This window comes from Parasphingorhabdus marina DSM 22363, from assembly GCF_900128895.1.
Lineage (GTDB): Bacteria > Pseudomonadota > Alphaproteobacteria > Sphingomonadales > Sphingomonadaceae > Parasphingorhabdus > Parasphingorhabdus marina.
The window spans coordinates 269,215-290,860 of sequence record NZ_FSQW01000002.1 but is presented as its reverse complement, the minus strand read 5'-3'; the positions used below and the strand labels follow the sequence as shown (position 1 = coordinate 290,860).

The window sequence follows — 21,646 nt, the reverse complement described above, 5'->3', positions numbered from 1 at the left end:
ATCTGATTACATTTGGACAGCCACCCGCACAGACTCTCGCCTGTTTATTCTTCGCTTTTCGTGGTAAATGGTTGGCATTGAAACCGAATTCAGAAGGGGAATGAATATGGATGGTTTGTTTGGTAACTACGTGCTCGATATGGACGTAGCCAGCGAGTGGGGGCTCATGATCCTTCAGGCTGTAGCGATTTGGATCGTGACTTGGCTGGTCGCCAAGGGAAGCAAATGGGCTTTTGCAAAACTTGTGGACAATATTTCCTTTCTGCAGCGAGATTTTGGCGGAAGCGGTGAATCCATCGGAATGTCTCTTGGTCGGATAGTGAGTCTTCTGATCTGGCTGTTTGGCTGGATCGCCATATTGACCGTATTTAAACTCGATGCGGTAACCGAGCCGCTGCAGGAGCTTCTTGACACGGTGATGGGCTTTATTCCCAATATCGTTGGAGCCGGGATCATCTTCTTCATCGGTTCGATCGTTGCCAAAATCGTCAAGGATCTGGTCATCACATTCATGCAGACGATCAATCTCGACAAATGGGCCAATCGCGCAGGTGCAGAGCAGGTGACCGGGAATACCGCCATCAGCAACACAATCGGCACGATCGTCTATGTCCTGATCATCGTTCCGGTATCGATCGCAGCGCTTCAGGCCTTGCAGATCTCCGCGATCAGTGATCCGGCGGTTACCTTGCTGGAAACGATTTTGAGTGCGATTCCGCTGATTATTGGTGCGGCCCTCGTACTTGGTGTGGCCTATCTTATTGCGCGCTGGGTTGGCAGTCTGGTGGAAGAATTGCTTCCGGGCCTCGGTGTTGACCGTTCAGTGGGCGCACTGGGTATCCTGCCCGAGGGCAGCAAGATTTCGTCGCTGGTCTCCAAAATTGCCATGATTGCGATCATGCTGTTTGCAGCCATTGCCGCAACGCGCTTGCTCAATTTCCCAGAGCTGACCAACATTCTCGACAATGTTCTCGACCTCGGTGGTCGCGTCATTTTCGGTGGTGTGGTGATTGCCCTTGGCTTCTTCATTGCCAACATGCTGGCACGGCTGATGGGCGAAAACGCCATGGCCGCTTCGGTGGTGCGCTACGCCGCCCTGTTGCTCTTCGCATTCATGGGGCTCCAGTTCATGGGTGTCGGCGAGGAAATCGTGCAGACGGCCTTCACTGCCATTGTTGCAGCCATTGCGGTGGCAGGGGCTCTGGCCTTCGGCCTCGGTGGACGTGACGCAGCGGCCAAGACGCTGGAAGATTTGCGCAAGAAGTAATCGCAGATTTCAAGGATCAAAATGGGGCGGGCTCGCAAGGCCCGCCCCTTTTCTTTTGACGATTCGACAGGCAGGAACAGGACATGCGCAATTTCGAAAATTTTGCCTGTGTCGACTGGTCCGGAGCCAGAATCGAACGCCCGCCCGGAATTGCGGTTGCCACCATTGGATCAGACGGTCCGCCCGCACTCCTCAACCCCTCGCCGCGCTGGTCGAGAGAGGATGTCAAAAACTGGCTGCTGCGGCTTGCTGACAATAAAGTGAATATTCTTGTCGGCTTCGATCTTTCCACGGCGCTGCCATTCCGGGATTGCGGTTGCTACTTTCCGGAATGGACTGAAAGCCCGAAGGATGCACGGAGCCTGTGGCGCCTCGTTGACGGGCTTTCCCGGAATGACCCCTGGATGAGTGTCGGGAATTTTCTGCAACATCCCGAGGCACAACGGCATTTTCGTCATGGCCGGGATAATGTCGGAGACCTGTTTACAGGCGGTATTGGTCGCCTGCGACGGGTCGAACAACATCAGCGCGATACCGGACAGGCCAACAGCGCCAGTTGTTTCAATCTTGTCGGGGCCGCCCAGGTTGGCAAATCCAGCCTCACCGGTATGCGCCTGTTGCACCAACTGGAGGGCACCATCCCGGTCTGGCCATTTGATCCGGTACCGGACAGCGGTCCCGTCATTGTCGAAATATACACCACAATTGCGGCACTGGCGGCCGGTCTGCCGCGCGGCCGCAGCAAGGTCCGCGACCGTGATGGACTGGAAAAGGCACTGGGCAAGCTGGACGTGCCCTCCCCCGCCCGCCTCGATCGCTATGATGATCACAGGACCGATGCGATGATCACCGCGGCCTGGATGAAGCAGGCCAGCAGGGATCCCCGGCTGTGGGCACCTCCTGAACTGACCAGCGAGATCGCGCAAAAAGAGGGCTGGACCTTTGGCGTATTTTGAGCCAAAGAGCGCTCGCTGCGGGTTAGGCCCGTGCAACCAGCGCCGAATTAGCTCAGCTGGTAGAGCAACCGCCTTGTAAGCGGTAGGTCATCCGTTCGAGTCGGATATTCGGCACCATTTTTTCGGAAAGAAAGAATGTCTTGGAGACATTCTCCCGAAAAAATCCCGACCGCAAGGGAGGGGTTCTCCAATCCAGTCCTCGAGAGATCCGGAACAGCCCCCTGGCCAAGATCACCCAACCAAAAAAGCCCCGCCAGTTTCCCGGCAGGGCTTTTCTTCGGTCGTGACGATCTCTTTTAGAACTTGATACCGGCTGCAACACCATAACGCCGCGGATCCAGCGTAAAGATGTTGGTGAACAGCCCCGATGAAGCATCTGTCAGATATTGTCCGGTAATGGAATTGCTGTCAAAAATATTCTGGACAAACGCCCGGACAAACCATTTTTCGTCCGTTCCATTCAACTGGATCGAAGCATTGGCTTGCGTGAAGCCCTCGATCTTGTTGACATTACCGTTAAAAATGCTTGCCGTTTGGTCGCCGGTATAAGCGATATCGACGCGTGGTACGAGAGACCAGCCGCTGTCAAAATTATGCGTATACTGGACGCCGGCTGATACCTTGACATTCGGTGCTTGTGGCAGGTTGTTCCCACGCAGGTTCACCTGAACGCCGGGGCTGAGAACTTCGACCCCGCCAAATCCTGTACCTACAGTTGGAGCCAAGGCTTCCAGAATTCCACAGAAACTGAATGCACCGGTCGATGCTATGCCTCCATCAGAAGGAAATGCGGTAGTGCCCTGAAGGTTGGCACCAGGCTGGATTTCCAGACCGGGGCTGGTGGGATCCAGGTCGAGTCCGCCGTTTATCAAAGTGTTTACGGTATTCACAAAGCCATTTGAGCCAGCGGCGTTTCCAGCCGTGGTTGGAATGACCGCACAATTGGCTCCATTCGAAATGTCTTTGATGATCACCGCATCCGCACGTCCGCCACCCGGATCACGTGGATTGCTGAAGAACTGGTCTCCCTTGACTTCGGTATTCAGGTAACTGAAGCCCAGATTGATAACCCAGTCCGGATCCGGACGAAGAAAGCCTTCAATCTCCAATCCGTAAATGTCTGCGTCAATCGTGTCATTGACTGCCGTACGGGCAATGATCCGGCTCAGCTGAAGATCCTTGTACTTATAGTAGAAGGCCGTCAGATTGAGCTGCAGAGCACCGTTCGCGAATGTGTTTTTCGAACCGATTTCAAAGGCATCGATCTGCTCCGAACCGAAGGACTCCGGTACAGCGAAAATCGGCTGCAAGGGCGGATTTATACCCCCCGATTTATAACCACGTGAATAGGAAGCATAGAGCAGGTTGTCATCGGTGAACTGCCAGTCAACAACGAAACGTCCGGTGATCTCGTCAAAGGCCACACTGCGTTGTTGAACGAGTTGATTGCCGGCGGTACCCGGATCAGCATCAAAGCCACCAACAAAAGGAGAGGTGAAGGCATCGGTTGTTTGACCAAATGGCACCAGGAAGCTCGCCAGTGTTGATCGCGCTTCCACAAACTTTTTGTCATTATTGTAACGCAAACCGCCTGTAAGCTTCAGATTATTGGTCAAGTCAAAATAGACTTCTCCGAAAATGCCATAGGACTCCAACTCAAATTCCCGTGTATTGTTCCGGAAATATGGGGTCGCCAAAAAGCCGCCGTTGGACGCACCCAAAATACCGGCAATATAGTCGATCGCGAAGGTATTTACGTAGTAGCTATTTTGACCAAGATTATTCTCAGCATAGATACCGCCCAACAAGAAATTAAACGGTCCATCGAGATCACTGCTGATAATGCCTTCGATTGACCAGCTTGTATTGTCTTGGTTGGAACGATCAAGCGAGATCGGCGTATCAGCACAAATACGGTTGCCACCGTAGGAACCGAGGCCGATTGTATCGGTATCCGAAGTACATAATTGCGTGCCCGAGGTTACTGCATTCAGTACCGGTGCAAAGGCCTCAAACGGCCCGCCGGGCCCCGTCGTGGCACCCAGCAGCGCTATTGTTGGATCAATTGTGCCGCGTGACAATACCGAAAGGTTGTAGTCCTGACGGGAATCCACTGCCGTTTCCTGGTACAGACCTGTCAAAGAGACTTGGATTGGCCCGAAATCATGTTCCAGATGTGCCTGCAATTGCAGTTCGTCGGTAAAGTATTCCGGATTGAAATCCGTATTCACGACACGCACATCATCGGGTTCAGTAAAGTTGGAATGGCCGTTGGAGTTGGGATCATAAATACTGCCAAGACCCAATGCCGCAAAGCCGGCACCCCCTTGTGACGCCAAGAATTCTCGCGATCCTAATGTTCCAGTGAACGTGGCATTGGTATTCACTTTGCCGAACTCGAGACGGTTGTTCAAACAACCCAGCACGCCGGTCGGATCAGTTTGACAGAGCTGTTTCTGAATCCGCAGACGATCGTCATCTTCCCGGAAATAGTAAGCCATCAGGTCTATTGTCGTGTCAGGTGTCGGTTCCCATTTCAGAGACCCTCGAACAGCATACATGTCTCGGCCATCTATCCGCGATCCGTCAAACAGATTACGGGTATAACCGTCACGTTTCTGATAGAAACCGGCTGCGCGAACTGCGAGTGTGTCGCCAACTGGGACGTTGACCATCCCCTTGATCTGATATGCGTTGAAATTGCCGTACTGACCTTCAAGCGACGCAGCAAATTCTCCAAGTTGCGGTTTAGCCGTCACCACGTTGACAACACCTGATGTAGCATTTCGGCCAAACAGGGTGCCCTGCGGGCCACGCAATACTTCGATGCGCTCAAGGTCAAAATATTCTGTCTCAAACAGACGTGTGTTGAACAAAGGTGCATCATTGAGATGAATTGCCGTTGCTGAGTCGCACGTCACACCGACACACAAATCACCGATCCCGCGGATGGTGAAACTTGATGCTGTAAAGTTGCTTTTGGTGAAAGATACGTTCGGCAATGTCAGCTGCAAGTCACTGGCATTTTCGATCTGCTGCGCTTCCAGCGCGTCAGAGTCAAAAGCCGACACCGCGATCGGCACTTCCTGCAGACTTTGTGCCTGCCGCTGTGCGGTCACGATAATGATGTTGTCGTCTGAGTTATTGTCCTGGTCCTGTGCCAGGGCTGGCGCACTTATTGCAGATATAGCTGTAGCGGCCAACAAAAGCGATTTACGCATGTCTCTCTCCCAATCCCATTACGTTTCCGGAGAGTGAAACTTTGCGCTCATCCCCCCAGATGTCTGCACACTCAACTAATCAATCGATTAAGTCCAGTCAGAATCGACAGTTTCCCGGAAATCCGTGAAATTTTGTATCCTGATTGTCACAGTTTGTGCAATTTTCGGACGAATGCCTTTCAGTTGTACCGGGAGTAGCCATAGAAAAAGCCCCGCCGGTTTCCCGACGGGGCTGTTCTTTTTCGTTTCCGGTTCGCTTAGAACTTGAAGCGGACAACGCCGCCATAGGTGCGTGGTGCGCTGGGATAACCGGAGACCGTACCCGACTGGGCAACGCCATCAAACACCGTCAGGAGGCGCTGGTCATCGGTCAGGTTGCGACCCCAGATGCCAACCTCCAGGCCGTTGTCGAGGGCCAGCGTCATCGAGGCGTTGAGCAGGTTGACTTCACGACGGAAGATCTGCGTGTTGCCAAGGTTCGCATTGAATTCGGGCAGACCATTGTTGATGTCGGTATTGCTCTCATGGTTATAGTCCACGCGAGTGATCAGGCGATTGCCCGATGCACCGAACTCATGGGTATATGTTGCCGAAGTCGCAATGCTCCAGGCCGGAATGCCACCAGGACGTTCACCGGTGAGATCACCCAGAACACTGCCCGGGAAATCGTCAAACAGCGGATCGAGATGGGTCGCAGCAAAAGTGAACACCAGACCATCGGTCGGCTGAACATTGACATCCAGCTCGAAACCGCGGACGGATTGCTCACCGGCATTCCGAAGGGCAAAACCTGTTCCGGTGAACGCAAAGCTCTGGAAGCCTTCGATCGTCTGGTCGAACAACGCCAGGTTGACGCTCAGTCCAGGCCAGTTGGCTTTCAGGCCAACTTCATAGACTTCTGCTTCTTCCGGACCGGCAAAACGCGAACCGGTGACAAGGTTGGGCACGGCCAGGCCAGCATCAAGAATTGGCGATGACGGCGCGGCAAAGGTCGAGTTGCCCGGCCCTGCGATGAAGTCCGTGTTCGACGGACGGCTGTCACGGGAAAGATTGACCGAGCTCGCCTTGAAACCCGTTGCATAGCTTGCATAGACATTGATCTCCGGAGAAATCTCGTATGATGCGCGCAGCAAGTAGGTGAACTTGTCATCATTTGTCCGGCCATCCTCAACCGCATTGGGAATGGTGACGAACGGTGGCTGGAATTGGAAGGCTGCAAGACCAAGCAGCTGGTTCACAGCCGGATCGGTCGCCGCAGCCAGGAGAGCAGCCTGGTTTGCCGCCGGAAGCGCCTGGAACTGGTCACGGGTGGTAACCGTGCCGCCTGATGCCCCAACGATAAAGGCGTCGACCAGATTGATCTGACCCAGCGGATCAAAAGACTGCTGCGCCAGCGCAAAGTCCTTGGAATCATCGGTGTAGTTGAAACCACCGGTGAACACGAGGCCATCCAGCGGTTCGAAATCAACCGTACCGAAAATCGACCAGGACGTATTGTCCATGCTGAACTGTTCGGACGTGAGCAGCGGCGTGTTGAAGATGCTTTCCTGCGGCAGACCGAGCGCAGCTTCCACGCCGTTGAACACCGAAGGCAGTCCGGCCAGCACATCGGCTGGATCCCCGCCGGCCAGCAATTCAAACACGTCGCGAATATCGCTGCCGTTCTGAATGGCGCTGTCCTGGGAAATGGACTCGTCAAAATAATAGCCACCGAGCAGGAAGTTGATCGGTCCGTCAAAATCAGATGCAATCCGGATTTCCTGTGTGAACGTTTCGACATCCTGATCGCGCGTTTCGGTCGCAAGCGAGGCGCTTGTATAGTCGATGTCCGACAGGAAGAAGTTCTTCAGTTCGCGATAAGACGTGATTGACGTTACCGAGATCGGGCCGGTGTCCCAGTCAATCTGGACCGAACCGCCATAATTGTCGACTTCATTGGTCGGAACAAAGTTGAGGAAAGCATTATAGCTGAAAAGATCTGTGTCGAGCTGTCCGCCTACGGCATTAATCGCAGCTGTAGCCGGTCCGGAAACCACTGTTCCAACCTGACAGCAAACTTCATCAATGCGCGAATAATCGGCAATGGCCCGGATACGCAGATCGGGAGTCGCCTCGATCAGCAGCTGCCCGCGTGCCGACCAGCGATTGCGGTCATTCTGCTCTTCGTCAAGATTGACGATCGTGGCATAGCCATCGCGGCGGTTGTAACTACCGTCGACCGAGAATGCGATATTCTCTGTGATCGGGCCGGTAACATCGGCCTTGAGGACGACGGCATTGAAGTTGCCATAGCTGGCTTCAAGCGAGCCACCAAATTCAAACTGGGGCTCTCGTGTTACGACGGAAATCACGCCGGCGGATGCGTTTTTGCCGAACAGCGTTGATTGCGGGCCATTCAGGACCTCAATGCGCTGGACATTCGGAAGATCTGACAGGGCAGCGGCAGAACGCGAACGGAACACGCCGTCAATAAAGACGCCGACCGATGGCTCGATGCCGAAATTGTTGTCGCCGTTACCGAAACCGCGAATGATGAACGTCGACGCCGATGATGTCTGCAGCTGGCTGACACGCAGCGAAGGTGTAACGGTTTGCAAATCAAGTACGTCGCGAATTTGCGCAGCTTCAAGTGTTTCGCCAGTTGTTACGGAAACCGAAATCGGAATCTCCTGCAACGTCTGTTCACGCTTGGTCGCGGTCACGATAATCACATTATCGTCAAAAGTTTCCTGTTCCTGTGCCTCCTGGGCATAGGCTGGTGTAGCCGAAATGACGCCACCAAGAGCGGTAGCGGCTAAAAACCGTGCAATTTTCATTAATTTCTCCTGCGTCCCCAGTCTTTGGGTGACTTTACTTACTAAGTTGGCCCTCCAACTAAGCGCAGTTCTTATATAAATGCGGTCAACAGTCTAGAGAAACCGGGGAAAACGGGAGATAAAGGTCCACAATTGTAACAACGACAACCAATTCGTTGCATCAAAGTCACAACAGGCTAACCGAAAGGGAAAATGGTGCCCCTGGCCCGACTCGAACGGGCACTCCTTGCGGAACTCGATTTTGAGTCGAGCGCGTCTACCAATTCCACCACAGGGGCTGATTTTGACGCCGCAGACGGGCTTCTTCAAAATCGCGCTTCTGTTAGCGAAGACCTTTCCGCCTTGCAACGGCTTTTACAGGGTGAATATTTCAGCCAGAGCGCTGACTGGAATTTCCGTGGTTATCAGCCAAAGCGGAAATGCCGCTACAGCAAGGTAGCTGCCAAACGGCAACGCCGTATCAGCGGCTACCGCCTGCCCCCTCAACCGCGACAGGAAAACGCCCGCCAGCCCGATGATACAGGCCAGCAGAACAACCATTGGCAAAGCCATCCAGCCCAGCCAGGCACCAATACCGGCCAGCAACTTGGCATCCCCCTGCCCCAGGCCTTCCTGCTCGCGGGCACGAAAATACAGCAAGCGTACTACCCAAAAGACGGCAAAACCGGTCACAGCTCCAATGGCGCGATCAGCCATCAGCGGGCTGCCTGCCAACAGACCGCCAAGCAATCCGCTGATAATCAGCAAATATGTCAGACGATCCGGCAACCACTGGTGCTTCACGTCCAGTGCAGCAAGCAACAATAGCTGCCAGCCAAGCAAGGCCCCGAGCAGTCCTTCAACACCGGGAGCCTGCGCGAAGGCCAGTGCCCCGATCATTGCAGCTGTCAGTTCCATGGCCGGGTGTTCCGGCGCAATCTTGTGCCGGCATGCGCGACATTTACCGGACTGCAGAATGTAGCTCACGACCGGAATCAACTCGCGGGCGCTCAGACTGGACTGGCACTGGTCACAGCGCGATCGTCCTCCAAGCGCCGATTCTCCTGCTGGCCAGCGCACCAGAACAGTGGCCAGAAAGCTTCCGATGATCAGGCCAAATATTGCACCGGCAACGGGATAAAACAAAAGGGACATCAAATCTCCGGCATGCCACAATACTTCCCGATTGGCACGGCGGGTCAAGATGATCAATGCAATGATTGAAAAGGGCGAAATGTCTGCCTATGTGGACTGCAGAAACACGCGGTCTGCCAGATATTGCTGCAGACACCCGAACAACTGAAAGGCCCTCTCATGCTGAACCCGGATCCCGTCGTCATTCTGTCCTATGCCCGGACACCAATGGGTGGAATGCTTGGTGCCCTTGGCGATGTCAGCGCGCCGGATCTCGGTGCTGTGGCGGTCAAGGCAGCTGTGGAACGGGCCGGGATCGATGGTTCGGATGTCGAGCGCATTTACATGGGCAACGTCCTGTCAGCCGGACAGGGCCAGGCCCCGGCACGGCAGGCGGCAATCCTTGGCGGCCTGCCGGAATCGGTCGAAGCAACTACTGTCAACAAAATGTGCGGGTCCGGCATGCAGACCGCCATCATGGGCGCCGAGGCGCTGGCGGCGGGTTCTGTCGACATCATCGTCACAGGCGGCATGGAAAGCATGACCAACGCCCCCTATCTGCTCCCAAAAATGCGCGCCGGAGCCCGGCTTGGTCATGCTGAAGTCAAGGACCACATGTTTCTGGATGGCCTGGAGGACGCCTATGAACCGGGCCGGGCGATGGGCAGTTTTGCCGAAGAAACCGCTGGCGAATATCAGCTGACCCGCGAAGCCCAGGATGAATATGCGATTGAATCCCTGGCCCGGGCGAAATCGGCCGTCGAGGGCGATGCCTTTGACGAAGAAGTCGTTGCGGTTGAGGTCAAAACCCGCAAGGGCAGCGTGGTTGTCGACAAGGACGAACAGCCGCTCAAGGGCAAACCCGACAAGATCCCGCATCTGCGCCCCGCCTTTGCCAAGGACGGCACGATTACGGCTGCCAATGCATCGTCCATTTCGGACGGTGCGGCAGCGATGGTCCTCTCCCGTGCCAGCGTGGCCGAAGAAAAAGGCCTGAAACCCGTCGCAAGGGTTGTCGCCCATGCTGCCCATGCCCATGCTCCGGCCAGGTTCACCACAGCTCCGGTGAGCGCGATCAAAAAGGTACTCGAAAAGGCCAGCTGGGGCGTGGAAGATGTCGACCTTTGGGAGGTCAACGAAGCCTTCGCCTGCGTGGCCATGTTTGCGATGCAGGATATCGGGATTACCCGCGACAAGCTGAATGTGAACGGCGGGGCAACGGCACTTGGCCATCCGATTGGAGCCAGCGGTGCGCGGATCATGGTGACGCTGATGGCGGCGCTGAAAAAACGTGGTCTGAAAAAGGGTGTAGCGGCCCTGTGTATCGGCGGTGGTGAAGCAACCGCTGTTGCTATTGAAATGGCAGACTAGCGCGACGCTATTTGAGCGGCTCGTCGCCCCACATGTCGTCATAAGAGACATAGCCGCGGCGGCCTCTCACATCGAACAGGCACCAGCCGTTTTCGCATTGCGATATCCGGCCGACCACGCCGGGTTCCACGCGCCAGATGATCCGGGCACCTGCTTCCGGCTTTGCTCTGAGTGCACGGGGTTCCTCTCCGATAATCAGGCCGGTTCGGGATGCAGTCAGGAGCCGGGCATGCATCCAGCCCTGCGCGCCATCATGATCCTCGACTTTGCGCCACGCCTTATACCGCGCGAGTATTTTGAGCGGCAGGCGTTCCCGACGATAAATCCACATGGTCGGATATTCCGTGCTTGGGCCGGTGCGCATCCGCGCCTCGGGTTCATCGATCGAGGCCCAATATGGTGGTTGCTGCTGTGCCGCAGCCGGGCTCGCCAGCGCGGCGGTCGCGATGGAAGCCAAAAAGACAATCTTACGCATAACTGATCGTTGCACCTTTTCCCCAGCCGCTCGTTCCTAAACCGAAAACCGCGTTGCCTTCAAGCGCCGCCTGCTTGACCTGATGTAAAATTCAGGCATAGCAAAACGCCTATGCCCGACTCTGCCCGCCCAGCGAAACCCCGTGTCATCATCACCCGTGAACTGGCCGATGCCGTTCATGACCGGATGGCAGAGCTGTTCGACGTTGTGCCCAATCTGACTGATCGCGAATTTTCGCGTGATGACCTGGTTGCCGCGATGGCGGATTGCGATGTGCTGGTGCCGACTGTTACCGATCGGATCGACGCTGAGATGATTGCGGGAGCCCCGGATCGATTGAAGCTGATCGCCAGCTTCGGTGCCGGCGTCGATCACATTGATCTCGCAGCAGCACGGGAACGGAAGATCATGGTGACCAATACGCCAGGTGTGTTCACCGAAGACACGGCGGACATGACGATGGCGCTCATTCTCTCGGTCCCTCGCCGTCTTGCAGAAGGCGAGAAACTGATGCGTTCCGGTCAGTGGGAAGGCTGGAAACCTTCGGGCATGCTGGGCCATTGCATTGGCGGCAAGAAACTTGGGATCATCGGGATGGGGCGCATCGGTCAGGCCGTTGCCCGCCGCGCATCGGGCTTTGGCATGTCGATCTTCTACCACAACCGTAGACAGCTTCCTCCGGCAGTGGAGGAGTCGCTCAACGCCAATTATGTCGAAAGTCTTGATGACCTGCTGTCTGATTGTGACATCATCTCGCTACATTGTCCCCGGACGGACGAGACCTTCCGGATGATCAACGCCGAGCGCATCGCGAAGATGAAAAGCTCCACCTATCTGATCAACACCGCGCGTGGCGATCTGATCGACGAGGATGCTCTTATTGACGCGCTGGAGAACGAGACCATCAGCGGTGCCGGGCTGGATGTCTATACCCGTGAACCCGCAGTCGACAAGCGCCTGCTTGATCTGAAAAATGTCGTGCTGCTCCCGCATATGGGAAGCGCGACCTTCGAGGGACGCGAAGCTTCCGGCAACCGCGTGATTGCCAATATCCGGGTCTGGGCAGATGGTCACCGGCCGCCTGACCAGGTGCTGGAAGGCTGGATATAGCTGACGCAGCCGCTTGGCTGTTGAGTCCATCCCCGCTCTCGACTAGACCTGCGTTCGATAATGATTCGACGGCATGGTCGGACGCAATACAATTATGGTCTCAGGGGTTCTCATGAAATTTACGAGCAAGATCTTCACGGCGCTGTTTGCCACGTTCGCGGCGGCTGCGCCTTTAATGGCACAGGATGTTGTCGATCCTGCGGCGGCTGCCGGAGACACAGGCGATACCGCATGGATCCTGACAGCCACTGCCCTCGTACTCCTTATGACATTGCCCGGCTTGTCGCTGTTTTATGGCGGTCTGGTCCGTTCCAAAAACTTCCTGTCGGTACTGATCCAGTGCATGGCGATTGCCGGTATATGTTCTGTCCTATGGGTTATTGTCGGTTACACATTGGCTTTCGGCCCGGTGTCCAACGGCATTCTGGGCGGTGGCCTTAACTGGATGTTGCTCGAACTGGGCAATGTTCGCGAAGGTCTGAACATTCCGGAATCTGCTTTTGCCATGTTCCAGATGACATTTGCCGTGATCACCCCTGCCCTGATGGTTGGCGCCTGGGTCGAACGTGCCCGCTTTGGCTGGGTTGTGGCGTTTTCTGCTTTGTGGCTGCTCGTGGTCTATGCACCCGTGACCCATTGGGTCTGGGGCGGTGGCTGGCTCAGCGGGCTGGGTGTGCTGGATTTTGCCGGCGGAATTGTGGTGCATACCACCGCTGGCGTCTCGGCGCTTGTCGTCGCCATCATGCTTGGCAAACGGATCGGCTGGCCGAAAACGCTTATGCTCCCCCATAGTCCCGCTCTCACAGTTGCTGGCGCTGGTCTGCTCTGGGTAGGCTGGTTCGGCTTCAATGGCGGTTCCGCGCTGGCCGCAACCGACGATGCTTCGGCCGCGATCATCAATACCCATGTCGCCGCTTCGGTCGCTGCCCTGATGTGGATCGTCATCGAACGCATCAAGGTCGGCAAATCCACCGCAGTAGGCATCGCCACCGGCGCCATTGCCGGACTGGCAACCATCACGCCCGCTGCCGGGTTCGTCGGTCCCGGAGCTTCCATCATTATCGGCGCTGCAGCAGGTCTGGTCTGTTTCTTTGCCGTCAGCCTGGTCAAGAACGGCTTCCAGATCGACGACAGCCTGGATGTTTTCGCCGTCCACGGCGTCGGCGGGATCCTGGGCAGTTTGTTGCTTGCGCTGTTTATAGCCGATGGCTTCGGTGGTGTTGGCTATTCCGAAGGCATGGATTTTGGCGGCCAGTTTGTCGCACAGCTGATCGGGGTGGGAACGGTCGCCCTTTGGTCTGCCATCGCAACATTCATTATCGGTTTCGGCATATCCTTCATCATTCCCATGCGCGTCAGCGAGGATGACGAGCGGGATGGCCTGGATATTGCGAGCCACGGGGAACGCGCCTGGGATCTCGACTAGATTCTGCGGGCACAGGGTTGTCAGGACGTAAAGGCTTTCCAGCCAACATAGGCCAGAAATGGCAATCCGGCGGCATCGACAAGGGCGATGGTTTGCAGTGATAACGGCTGCCCGTAGGCAAGATAGATGATCAGGAAGCTTGCCATCGACAAGGCGGTGAGCAGAACAGCAAGTTTCCGGACACCGGGATCAAAGGTCGCCCAGACACAAGCCAGGACAACCAGTCCGAACAGCGCGGCGCGGTGATGGAGCAGCGCAAAGCCAGGATCATCTCGCCCCACGTCGTAAAGACTGGTCAGCAGCGAAGGACGAAGAAACGCGAGGAAGGGCGGCAAATGGATCAGCACACCGAGAACCAGCCAGGATATCCGCTCGGCCATTTGATGATCCCCTGTCGTTACAAGTCCATATGCAGAAACTGATTAAAGTCCGTCGCCCGATAGTCTGCGAATGCCGGTCCGTTCCGGAAACCCCGCTTGCGATACATTTGCAGGGCGGGTTCAAATTCTTCTCCGGAACCGGTTTCCAGACTTAACCGGCGATACCCCCTGCTCCGGGCCTCGGCAATTATCTGCTCGAGAATTGACAGGCCTACGCCTTTGCGCAGGTGGCGCGAGTCGGTTCGCATCGATTTGATTTCGCCATGGTCTTCGGAAAGCTGCTTGAGCGCACCCACACCCAGCACTTCACCCTGATCCCGGCAAGTCCAGACCGTCATATCTGCGGTTTGTAATGCCGAAAGGTCGAGCGCATGGACGCTGTCCGGCGGAGAACTGGCCCGCATTCCATCCAGATGCGCCGCCAGCAATGCCCGCACGGCATCGCCGGAAAGATCATCTACCTCAACTTGCACGGATCTGCCTCATCGTGATGTTCAACAACATCAAAAAAGCTTAGGTGATTTTCTGGTTTCTGCAACCCGGATGCCGGGCCGCCGCAATCATCCTGCCAGAGTCAGGCGGCGCAATATCTCGGGATCCAGTGCTTCCTTGAATCGACAGCCTGCCTGTTTGACCTTGTGCCAAACCACCACTGCGGTGACAGGATCGGCGGAGGCAACGTCCAGAGAGATTTCCTCGCCTTCCTGGAATACCGCATCGGCCTCGAGGCGACATCCGTAAACGGAGATATCGACCAGATCGGCCTTGATATCGCGGTTGCTGGAGCGGCGAAAGGATGCGCGGCTGACCTTGACGCGTTGACGCGCGACAGATCTGCGATTTAACGCAGCCGGTTCAACCTTTCTGTATCGCGTGGATTTCAACGCCATTGCGTGCCCCAACATCCCGTTTCGCGCCCCTCAAAAGAGATAAAGCAAAATGGGTACCGAGAAGTTAACGGCCGCAAAAAAATCCATTGCTGGTCAGCAAGCACTTTCCCATCATTTCCGAAGACGCTTTGCTCAATGGGCCGAAAAGATATGTAAGCTTCTGATATATGGTCTGATGTATCGCTTGCCGTTCAACGCAATCGAGGTACTTTGCGAGTGATTTCCAACTGGTGCGACCGGAAGTCCATGCGCTCTTTCCCTTGTCAATCCGGGGTGCTAGACGGTGCGTCGACTAAGTGACTAAAGGCAGGGAGTACCAACGGGGATGACAGATTTTCCAACCAGCTTTGATCGTGATGAGCTGTTGAAATGCGCTCGGGGAGAGTTGTTCGGTCCCGGCAATGCGCAATTACCAGAACCGCCGATGCTGATGATGGACCGAATTACTGATATCTCCGGTGACGGCGGCTCCCATGGAAAGGGTCATGTTGTTGCAGAGTTCGACATAACGCCCGAACTCTGGTTCTTCGACTGCCACTTCCCGGGCAATCCCATCATGCCCGGCTGCCTCGGCCTTGACGGATTGTGGCAGCTTACAGGGTTCAATCTCGGCTGGCGCGGCTGGCAGGGACGCGGCTATGCGCTGGGTGTTGGTGAGGTCAAACTTACCGGCATGGTGCGGCCCGACCGCAAGATGCTTTCCTATTATGTGGATTTCACCAAAGCCGTGCAAACTCGGCGATTGACAATGGGGGTCGCCGATGGCCGTGTTGAGGCCGATGGTGAGGTCATCTATCAGGTCAAAGATATGAAAGTTGCCTTGTCAGAGGCTTGAGGAGGAATCATGCGTCGCGTCGTCGTTACAGGGGTGGGGATCGTTTCCTCAATTGGCAATAATGCATCGGAAGTACTCACCGCATTGAAAGCGGGTAAATCTGGCATTTCATTCAATGAAGCCATGGCCGAACATGGCTTTCGCTCTCAAATCGCGGGGGCGGTTGATCTTGATGTCAAAGAGCATGTCGACAAACGAACCCTGCGCTTCATGGGTCCGGGCGCTGCCTATGCCCATATTGCCATGGGTCAAGCCATTGCTGATGCCGGGTTGGAGGAAAAGGACGTGGTCAATCCAATGACCGGTGTCATCGCCGGATCCGGTGGCCCCTCGACCTCGGCCATGCTGGCGGCGCATCAGACGGTTCTCAAGACTGGTGGCACCAAGCGCATCGGGCCCTTTGCCGTACCCAAGACGATGTCTTCCACCGTGAGCGCCAACCTGGCCACGGCCTATCAGATCAAGGGCATGAACTTTTCCATCACTTCGGCTTGCTCGACCTCGCTGCACTGCATCGGTATGGCGGCGCAGCAGATCGCACTTGGTCAGCAGGATATAATGTTTGGCGGCGGCGGCGAAGAACTGGACTGGACATTATCCTGCCTGTTTGACGCTATGGGGGCGATGTCGAGTAAATATAACGACACACCGGAGCGGGCTTCGCGGGCGTTTGATGCCGACCGTGACGGATTTGTGATTGGCGGTGGCGGTGCCATTGTCGTACTGGAAAGCCTCGAACATGCACAGGCGCGAGGCGCCAGGATCTACGCCGAAGTCACCGGTTTCGGGGCTACTTCTGATGGCGCTGACATGGTTGCGCCTTCTGGCGAGGGTGGCGAGCGCGCCATGCGCGGGGCGCTGAGGACACTCGGCGAAGAACGCCAAGTCAGCTATATCAATGCCCACGGCACGTCGACGCCGGTGGGCGATGTTGGCGAGATCGAAGCCGTACGCCGGGTATTTGGTGAAGGCACAACTCCTCCGGTCAGTTCAACCAAGTCCATGACCGGTCACAGCCAGGGCGCTACTGGCGCGCAGGAAGCGATCTATTGCTTGCTGGCTTTGGAACATGATTTCATCATTCCTTCAATCAATGTGGAGAATCTCGATCCAGCACTGAAGCCGGAAGAGATCGCCACGGAGATTGTCGAGGATGCGGGGCTTGATACGATTATGACCAACAGCTTTGGATTTGGCGGCACCAATGGTTCAATGTTGTTGTCCAAATTTCGCGAATGACATAACCGCGCGCCTCTGCGTGCGGGCAGATGAAGTGGACTGAACATGGGCGTGCTTGAAGGAAAACGCGGTCTCGTCATGGGCGTTGCCAATGAACGGTCAATCGCCTGGGGGATTGCCAAAGCCTGCGCCGAACAAGGCGCCGAACTGGCATTTACCTACCAGGGAGAGGCTTTTGGCAAGAGGCTGGAACCCTTGGCCCGGAGTATCGGTTCGGATTTCATGGTCGAAGTGGATGTTACCGACGACACATCGCTGGATGCTGCCTTTACGGCGCTCCAGGCACGGTGGGACAGACTGGATTTTCTGATTCACGCCATCGCCTATTCCGACAAATCCGAATTGACAGGCCGGATTCTCGACACTTCACGCGAGAATTTCAAAAACTGTATGGACATATCCGCCTACAGCCTCATCGAAGTGGCGCGCCGCGCGCATCCCATGATGCTGGAGCATGGGGGTACGATATTGACACTGAGCTACATGGGCTCCACCCGCGTGACACCGAATTACAATGTCATGGGTGTCGCCAAGGCAGCTCTGGAATCGGCGGTGCGCTATCTGGCCGATGATCTCGGTCCCGAAGGGATCCGCGTCAACGCCATCAGCCCCGGTCCAATGAAAACGCTGGCCGCAAGCGCCATTGGAGGGGTGCGCAAGACCTACAAGCATACGGATACCAATGCGCCGCTGCGCAGCAATGCCACACTGGAGGCGGTCGGCGGGACAGCTGTGTATCTTTGCGGTGATGCCGGGGCCTGCACCACCGGCGAGATCATCCACGTGGATGGCGGGTTCCATGTCCTGGGCATGCCTCAATATGATAATCTTTGAGCATTCGGAAATCGCGCGTCGTTGCGGGCCGCGCTGATTCGGCAAAGTGGTTGGGGCCTGCAAACTGAACGGTTCACCCCGAACAAGAGGACCAGGTCAGATTTTCGGCCCAAACTGCTTGAGGCCCAATGCGTGCCCGTAAAGCAATGCATACCGCGCCAACATCTTGGTTTCATTATATTCCGCCTGTGCTTTCATGCGGTTCTGCTCCCCCGTATCCACCCGAAGCTGTTCGTGCTGGACCAGCGTGGTCAGCGCTTCCACAAATTCAGATTCCTCGTTGACCGGCTTGATGAATCCCTGATTGGCCTGGGATACCATCGTCCGGATGTCCCCGACATCGGTTGCGACCACCGGGCAGCCGGCCGCCATGGCTTCGATCAGGGAAATCGGAAATTGTTCGCTGTCGGAAGACAGCGCAAAAACATCAAACAGCCCCACATATCGCGCTGGATCTGCCAGAAATCCGGGCATCAACAGACGATCTTCCAAATTGCATCGCCTTGCCTCTTCCAGAATGCGATCTTTCTCCGGTCCCTCCCCGACTATGACGAGCCGAATATTGTCGCCTGCCGCTGCACAGGCACGGACCAGTTTGGGCAGATTCTTGATCGCGCGCAGGCCAGCCAGCGTTCCGACGACAATCTCGTTCTTTCCCTTGCGGAAACCCGGAAGCGCCCCGCGTTGCGGCTTTTTCTGAAACCGCGCCACGTCGATGCCATTCGGGATCCGCTGGATCTTCTGTTCGGGCTGCTTCCAGATATCTCGCGCAATATGCTGAAGGCTCCCGGACGGCACGACAACAGCTTGACTGCCGCCAAGGGCGAATTTGCGGAACCAGTTGCGTTTCCAGTTGAGCTTTTTCTGCTCGCTTTCGTTAAACCCGTCCTCATGATGGATCAGTGGTGGCAGACCTTCGACCCGCGCGAACAGCGTACGCGCCATCACTCCGTCCATCGCTCCCCAGTTATAGGAGAGGATCAGGTCGAAGTTCCGGAAATAGCTGACCAGATCCCGATACCGTCCAAGCGCTGGCTTTCCGGTGAGCGGCGGGGCATCTTTGGGAAAGGTAACCTTGACCGACTTGTCAATCTGATCCCGGGCGCTCAGATTTTCCGGCTCTGCGGACAAGATGACATGTTCGGCCTGCTTGCCGAAATGGTTCATCAGGCGGACGGCACGCGCTTCTTTACCGCCAAGGTCAAATGTGCTGTGCAAATGCAGGATTTTTGCGGGTTTCATAAGTAGTTCAGCAGATAGAAGACGATCAAAATTCAATCGATGCGTTGGAGCATGGCGGCGATGGCGTCAAGAGCCGCTGGTTCCTCGAGAGTGGGGGCGTGGCCGGTTCTTGGAACAGTCGCCATTTCGCCCTGATTGAGAATGCCCAACATCCTGCTGGCGGTTCCTTCGGAGAACAGGTCAGACAATTCCCCCCGAACAATCAGCGTGGGGATGCTTTTCATTGTTTCTACCGCATCCCACAGCGCCTTGCTTCCGTCTCCCTGGGAATTGAAAGGTTCGGAAATCTTCATGTCATAGTCGAGCTTGATCCGGCCCGAGCTGTTCATCCGGTAAACTTTTTTGGCGAAATCAATCCAGTCCTGCAGATCAAAATCCGGGAAGATGTCCCCGCTGGTCGCGGCGAGATCGCGGCCGGCATGGGCCCAGGTCTCAAAGCTGCGCCCCTGCCCGACATAGTCACCAATCCTCTGTAATCCGGCGGAGTCCAGTTCGGGGCCAATATCGTTCAGCAATGCTCCGCCAACCCGGTCCCCGTGCTTGCGGGCAAGCAGCATGGTGACAATGCCGCCAAGTGATGTCCCGAAGAACACGGCGCTGTTGATATCCTGTTCGTCCAGAAGCCGGATTATGTCCGCCATATAGGTCTTCGCATTGTAGGTGGAGCTGTCCTTGGCATATTCGCTCTCACCGCGGCCGCGCAGATCCACCATGATTGTCCGGCGCGGCCGATGTCCGGGTTTCTGTTGCAGCAGGGCCGGCAAGTTGGCGAAATCGCGAGCATTGCGGGTCAGGCCCGGTATACAGACTATGGGCAATTTGCCGTGATCGCCGGGATAATCGCGGTAATGCAGTTTCAACCCGTCTTCGGACTCCCAATATCTGTCCTCAAAGTTTTTCTCTCCGACCATATCTATCGAAACCCCTCCCCCAATTGGCTTGCTGTCCAGGCCTTTAACCTGCACAGATAACCAATGCCACACAAACCACAAGCCGAACCGGTCAATGCTCCGTATCAGGCCGACGTCCGGATCACTTCCCTTGGCAGCAAGATCGGTGATCCGGTTCAGGCGGCCAGTTTTCCAGACCCTAAACTGCGTTTCCGCAATGATCGGTGGGACAAGTCCGTGGGTCTTGAAACGCTGACCCGGGACCAGTGGATTGACCATTTCGGAAAATTCCGGTCACTGCCCGAAAATCTCGATCCACCGCTGGCATTGCGCTACCATGGACACCAGTTCCGCAACTATAATCCTGAAATTGGCGATGGACGCGGCTTCCTGTTTGCGCAGCTCAGAGATGCCGAGGGTCGGTTGATGGACCTCGGCACCAAGGGATCGGGTACCACTCCCTGGAGCCGGACAGGTGACGGCCGGCTGACGCTGAAGGGCGGCGTGCGGGAAATCCTGGCGACCGAGATGCTGGAAGCGCTGGGTGTCGATACATCAAAAACCTTTTCATTGGTCGAAACCGGGGAGGAATTGTGGCGCAGCGACGAACCCTCACCCACCCGGTCTGCCGTGATGACCCGGCTCAGTCACAGCCATATTCGCTATGGCACGTTCCAGCGCATCGCATTCGAGCGAAATGAAGAACTGATGCACGATCTCGTTGCCTATTGCCTCACGCAATTTTACGGCGGCGTCAAAACGGACAAACCGGCAGAAGAATTGTTTGGCCATGCGGCAGCGAGCGCCGCCCGGCTGGTTGCGGGCTACATGACGTCCGGATTTGTCCACGGGGTTCTGAACACGGACAATATCAACATCACTGGTGAGAGCTTTGATTATGGCCCCTGGCGGTTCATGCCGCGCTGGGAACCCGGATTTACGGCGGCCTATTTTGATCATGAAGGCCTCTATTGTTTCGCGAGGCAACCTGAAGCGCTGCACTGGAATCTCGCGCAACTCGCCAGTGCTTTGCGCCTCATTTGCGACAGCGATCCGCTGGTGGCTATCCTTGAACGTTTTCCCAGGGCCTATGGAGAAGCCTTCACACAGCATGTCTTCTGGAGATTGGGGCTGGAGAGCCGGGGCTTTGACAATGACAAACCACTTGTGGTGGCGATGGAAAATGCCCTGTCCGCCAAATCGGTGACCATAGACCAGTTTTTCCGGGACTGGGGACAGGATGATATACCCGCCCACGAGGCCTATTCCGATGAACCATTCGCCGAATTCCGGGAGCTCATCGCAAGTCAGGAGCGCATCAGGCCGACAACGGGCAGTTACTGGACCGATGCCGAACCCTGCTCGATGCATATCGAAGAAGTGGAGGCAATCTGGGACGCCATTGCGCAAGATGATGACTGGGGACCATTGAACCGCAAAGTCGCGGCAATACGCAACATGGGCGCGGCCTTGCGGGCCCGATAACCATCTGGCCAGGAATTCCGGAAGACAATCTCCAGGTCGCTGCCAGATCAATGTGCGACACACAAATGTTGAACAAATGCCGAGATAGTATAGGGA

The 21,646-nt window shown here is 56.0% G+C and carries 18 protein-coding genes and 2 tRNA genes; 10 read left to right on the top strand and 10 right to left on the bottom strand.

The features are described 5' to 3' along the window. The first annotated feature begins 106 nt into the window (after positions 1 to 106). The 3 genes from BUQ90_RS10970 to BUQ90_RS10960 all read left to right on the top strand — a co-directional run bounded on the left by BUQ90_RS10970 (position 107) and on the right by BUQ90_RS10960 (position 2,340). Positions 107 to 1,267, top strand: coding sequence for a mechanosensitive ion channel (locus tag BUQ90_RS10970; RefSeq protein ID WP_204244789.1), 1,161 nt, complete (start codon positions 107 to 109; stop codon positions 1,265 to 1,267). 83 nt (positions 1,268 to 1,350) lie between these two features. Further along, complete coding sequence (locus BUQ90_RS10965) at positions 1,351 to 2,223, top strand: hypothetical protein (protein ID WP_074205260.1); 873 nt, start codon at positions 1,351 to 1,353, stop codon at positions 2,221 to 2,223. Positions 2,224 to 2,264: 41 nt separating this feature from the next. Further along, positions 2,265 to 2,340, top strand: a tRNA-Thr gene (locus BUQ90_RS10960). Between the two features lie 179 nt (positions 2,341 to 2,519). Here BUQ90_RS10960 and BUQ90_RS10955 read toward each other — a convergent pair. From BUQ90_RS10955 to BUQ90_RS10940, 4 genes are all read right to left on the bottom strand, one after another. Further along, on the bottom strand, positions 2,520 to 5,444 hold the full coding sequence (locus tag BUQ90_RS10955) for a TonB-dependent receptor (protein WP_074205259.1): 2,925 nt from the start codon (positions 5,442 to 5,444) through the stop codon (positions 2,520 to 2,522). Positions 5,445 to 5,701: 257 nt separating this feature from the next. Next, positions 5,702 to 8,260 (bottom strand): TonB-dependent receptor, encoded by a 2,559-nt coding sequence (locus BUQ90_RS10950; RefSeq protein WP_074205258.1) that lies wholly within the window; start codon positions 8,258 to 8,260, stop codon positions 5,702 to 5,704. 193 nt (positions 8,261 to 8,453) lie between these two features. After that, positions 8,454 to 8,538 (bottom strand) — tRNA-Leu (locus tag BUQ90_RS10945). 76 nt (positions 8,539 to 8,614) lie between these two features. Continuing rightward, complete coding sequence (locus BUQ90_RS10940) at positions 8,615 to 9,394, bottom strand: prepilin peptidase (RefSeq protein ID WP_074206359.1); 780 nt, start codon at positions 9,392 to 9,394, stop codon at positions 8,615 to 8,617. Positions 9,395 to 9,553: 159 nt separating this feature from the next. Here BUQ90_RS10940 and BUQ90_RS10935 point away from each other — a divergent pair, with 159 nt between their 5' ends. After that, entirely contained in the window at positions 9,554 to 10,744 is a 1,191-nt protein-coding gene (locus BUQ90_RS10935; RefSeq protein WP_074205257.1) for an acetyl-CoA C-acyltransferase, read from the top strand. Between the two features lie 7 nt (positions 10,745 to 10,751). Here BUQ90_RS10935 and BUQ90_RS10930 read toward each other — a convergent pair whose 3' ends face one another. Next, a complete protein-coding gene (locus BUQ90_RS10930) occupies positions 10,752 to 11,219 on the bottom strand; it encodes an SH3 domain-containing protein (protein ID WP_074205256.1) in 468 nt (155 codons plus the stop codon). Between the two features lie 111 nt (positions 11,220 to 11,330). Here BUQ90_RS10930 and BUQ90_RS10925 point away from each other — a divergent pair, with 111 nt between their 5' ends. Both BUQ90_RS10925 and BUQ90_RS10920 read left to right on the top strand, forming a co-directional pair. Then, positions 11,331 to 12,329, top strand: a complete 999-nt coding sequence (locus tag BUQ90_RS10925; protein ID WP_074205255.1) for a 2-hydroxyacid dehydrogenase — start codon at positions 11,331 to 11,333, stop codon at positions 12,327 to 12,329. A gap of 112 nt (positions 12,330 to 12,441) precedes the next feature. Beyond that, positions 12,442 to 13,755: an ammonium transporter gene (locus tag BUQ90_RS10920; protein WP_420812016.1), complete on the top strand. Its 1,314-nt coding sequence runs from the start codon at positions 12,442 to 12,444 to the stop codon at positions 13,753 to 13,755. Positions 13,756 to 13,775: 20 nt separating this feature from the next. Here the strand turns inward: BUQ90_RS10920 and BUQ90_RS10915 are convergent, their stop codons facing one another. From BUQ90_RS10915 to BUQ90_RS10905, 3 genes are all read right to left on the bottom strand, one after another. After that, positions 13,776 to 14,135, bottom strand: coding sequence for a hypothetical protein (locus tag BUQ90_RS10915; protein WP_074205254.1), 360 nt, complete (start codon positions 14,133 to 14,135; stop codon positions 13,776 to 13,778). A 17-nt stretch (positions 14,136 to 14,152) separates the two neighbouring features. Continuing rightward, positions 14,153 to 14,608: a GNAT family N-acetyltransferase gene (locus tag BUQ90_RS10910; RefSeq protein WP_074205253.1), complete on the bottom strand. Its 456-nt coding sequence runs from the start codon at positions 14,606 to 14,608 to the stop codon at positions 14,153 to 14,155. Between the two features lie 87 nt (positions 14,609 to 14,695). Next, positions 14,696 to 15,025, bottom strand: a complete 330-nt coding sequence (locus BUQ90_RS10905; protein ID WP_074205252.1) for a PilZ domain-containing protein — start codon at positions 15,023 to 15,025, stop codon at positions 14,696 to 14,698. A 325-nt stretch (positions 15,026 to 15,350) separates the two neighbouring features. On the opposite strand from BUQ90_RS10905, the gene fabA reads away from it, so the two are divergent. From fabA to BUQ90_RS10890, 3 genes are read left to right on the top strand one after another with little or no spacing between them, the layout of a single operon-like run. Next, positions 15,351 to 15,860: a bifunctional 3-hydroxydecanoyl-ACP dehydratase/trans-2-decenoyl-ACP isomerase gene (gene fabA / locus BUQ90_RS10900; protein ID WP_074205251.1), complete on the top strand. Its 510-nt coding sequence runs from the start codon at positions 15,351 to 15,353 to the stop codon at positions 15,858 to 15,860. Between the two features lie 9 nt (positions 15,861 to 15,869). Then, positions 15,870 to 17,099, top strand: coding sequence for a beta-ketoacyl-ACP synthase II (locus BUQ90_RS10895; RefSeq protein WP_074205250.1), 1,230 nt, complete (start codon positions 15,870 to 15,872; stop codon positions 17,097 to 17,099). A gap of 45 nt (positions 17,100 to 17,144) precedes the next feature. Continuing rightward, positions 17,145 to 17,933, top strand: coding sequence for an enoyl-ACP reductase FabI (locus BUQ90_RS10890; protein ID WP_074205249.1), 789 nt, complete (start codon positions 17,145 to 17,147; stop codon positions 17,931 to 17,933). Between the two features lie 96 nt (positions 17,934 to 18,029). Here the strand turns inward: BUQ90_RS10890 and BUQ90_RS10885 are convergent, their stop codons facing one another. Next, entirely contained in the window at positions 18,030 to 19,175 is a 1,146-nt protein-coding gene (locus tag BUQ90_RS10885; protein WP_074205248.1) for a glycosyltransferase family 4 protein, read from the bottom strand. Between the two features lie 32 nt (positions 19,176 to 19,207). Continuing rightward, positions 19,208 to 20,086: an alpha/beta fold hydrolase gene (locus tag BUQ90_RS10880; protein WP_074205247.1), complete on the bottom strand. Its 879-nt coding sequence runs from the start codon at positions 20,084 to 20,086 to the stop codon at positions 19,208 to 19,210. 63 nt (positions 20,087 to 20,149) lie between these two features. Between BUQ90_RS10880 and BUQ90_RS10875 the strand changes: the two genes are divergently transcribed. Next, on the top strand, positions 20,150 to 21,550 hold the full coding sequence (locus BUQ90_RS10875; RefSeq protein ID WP_074205246.1) for a protein adenylyltransferase SelO family protein: 1,401 nt from the start codon (positions 20,150 to 20,152) through the stop codon (positions 21,548 to 21,550). The last annotated feature ends 96 nt before the right edge of the window (positions 21,551 to 21,646 follow it).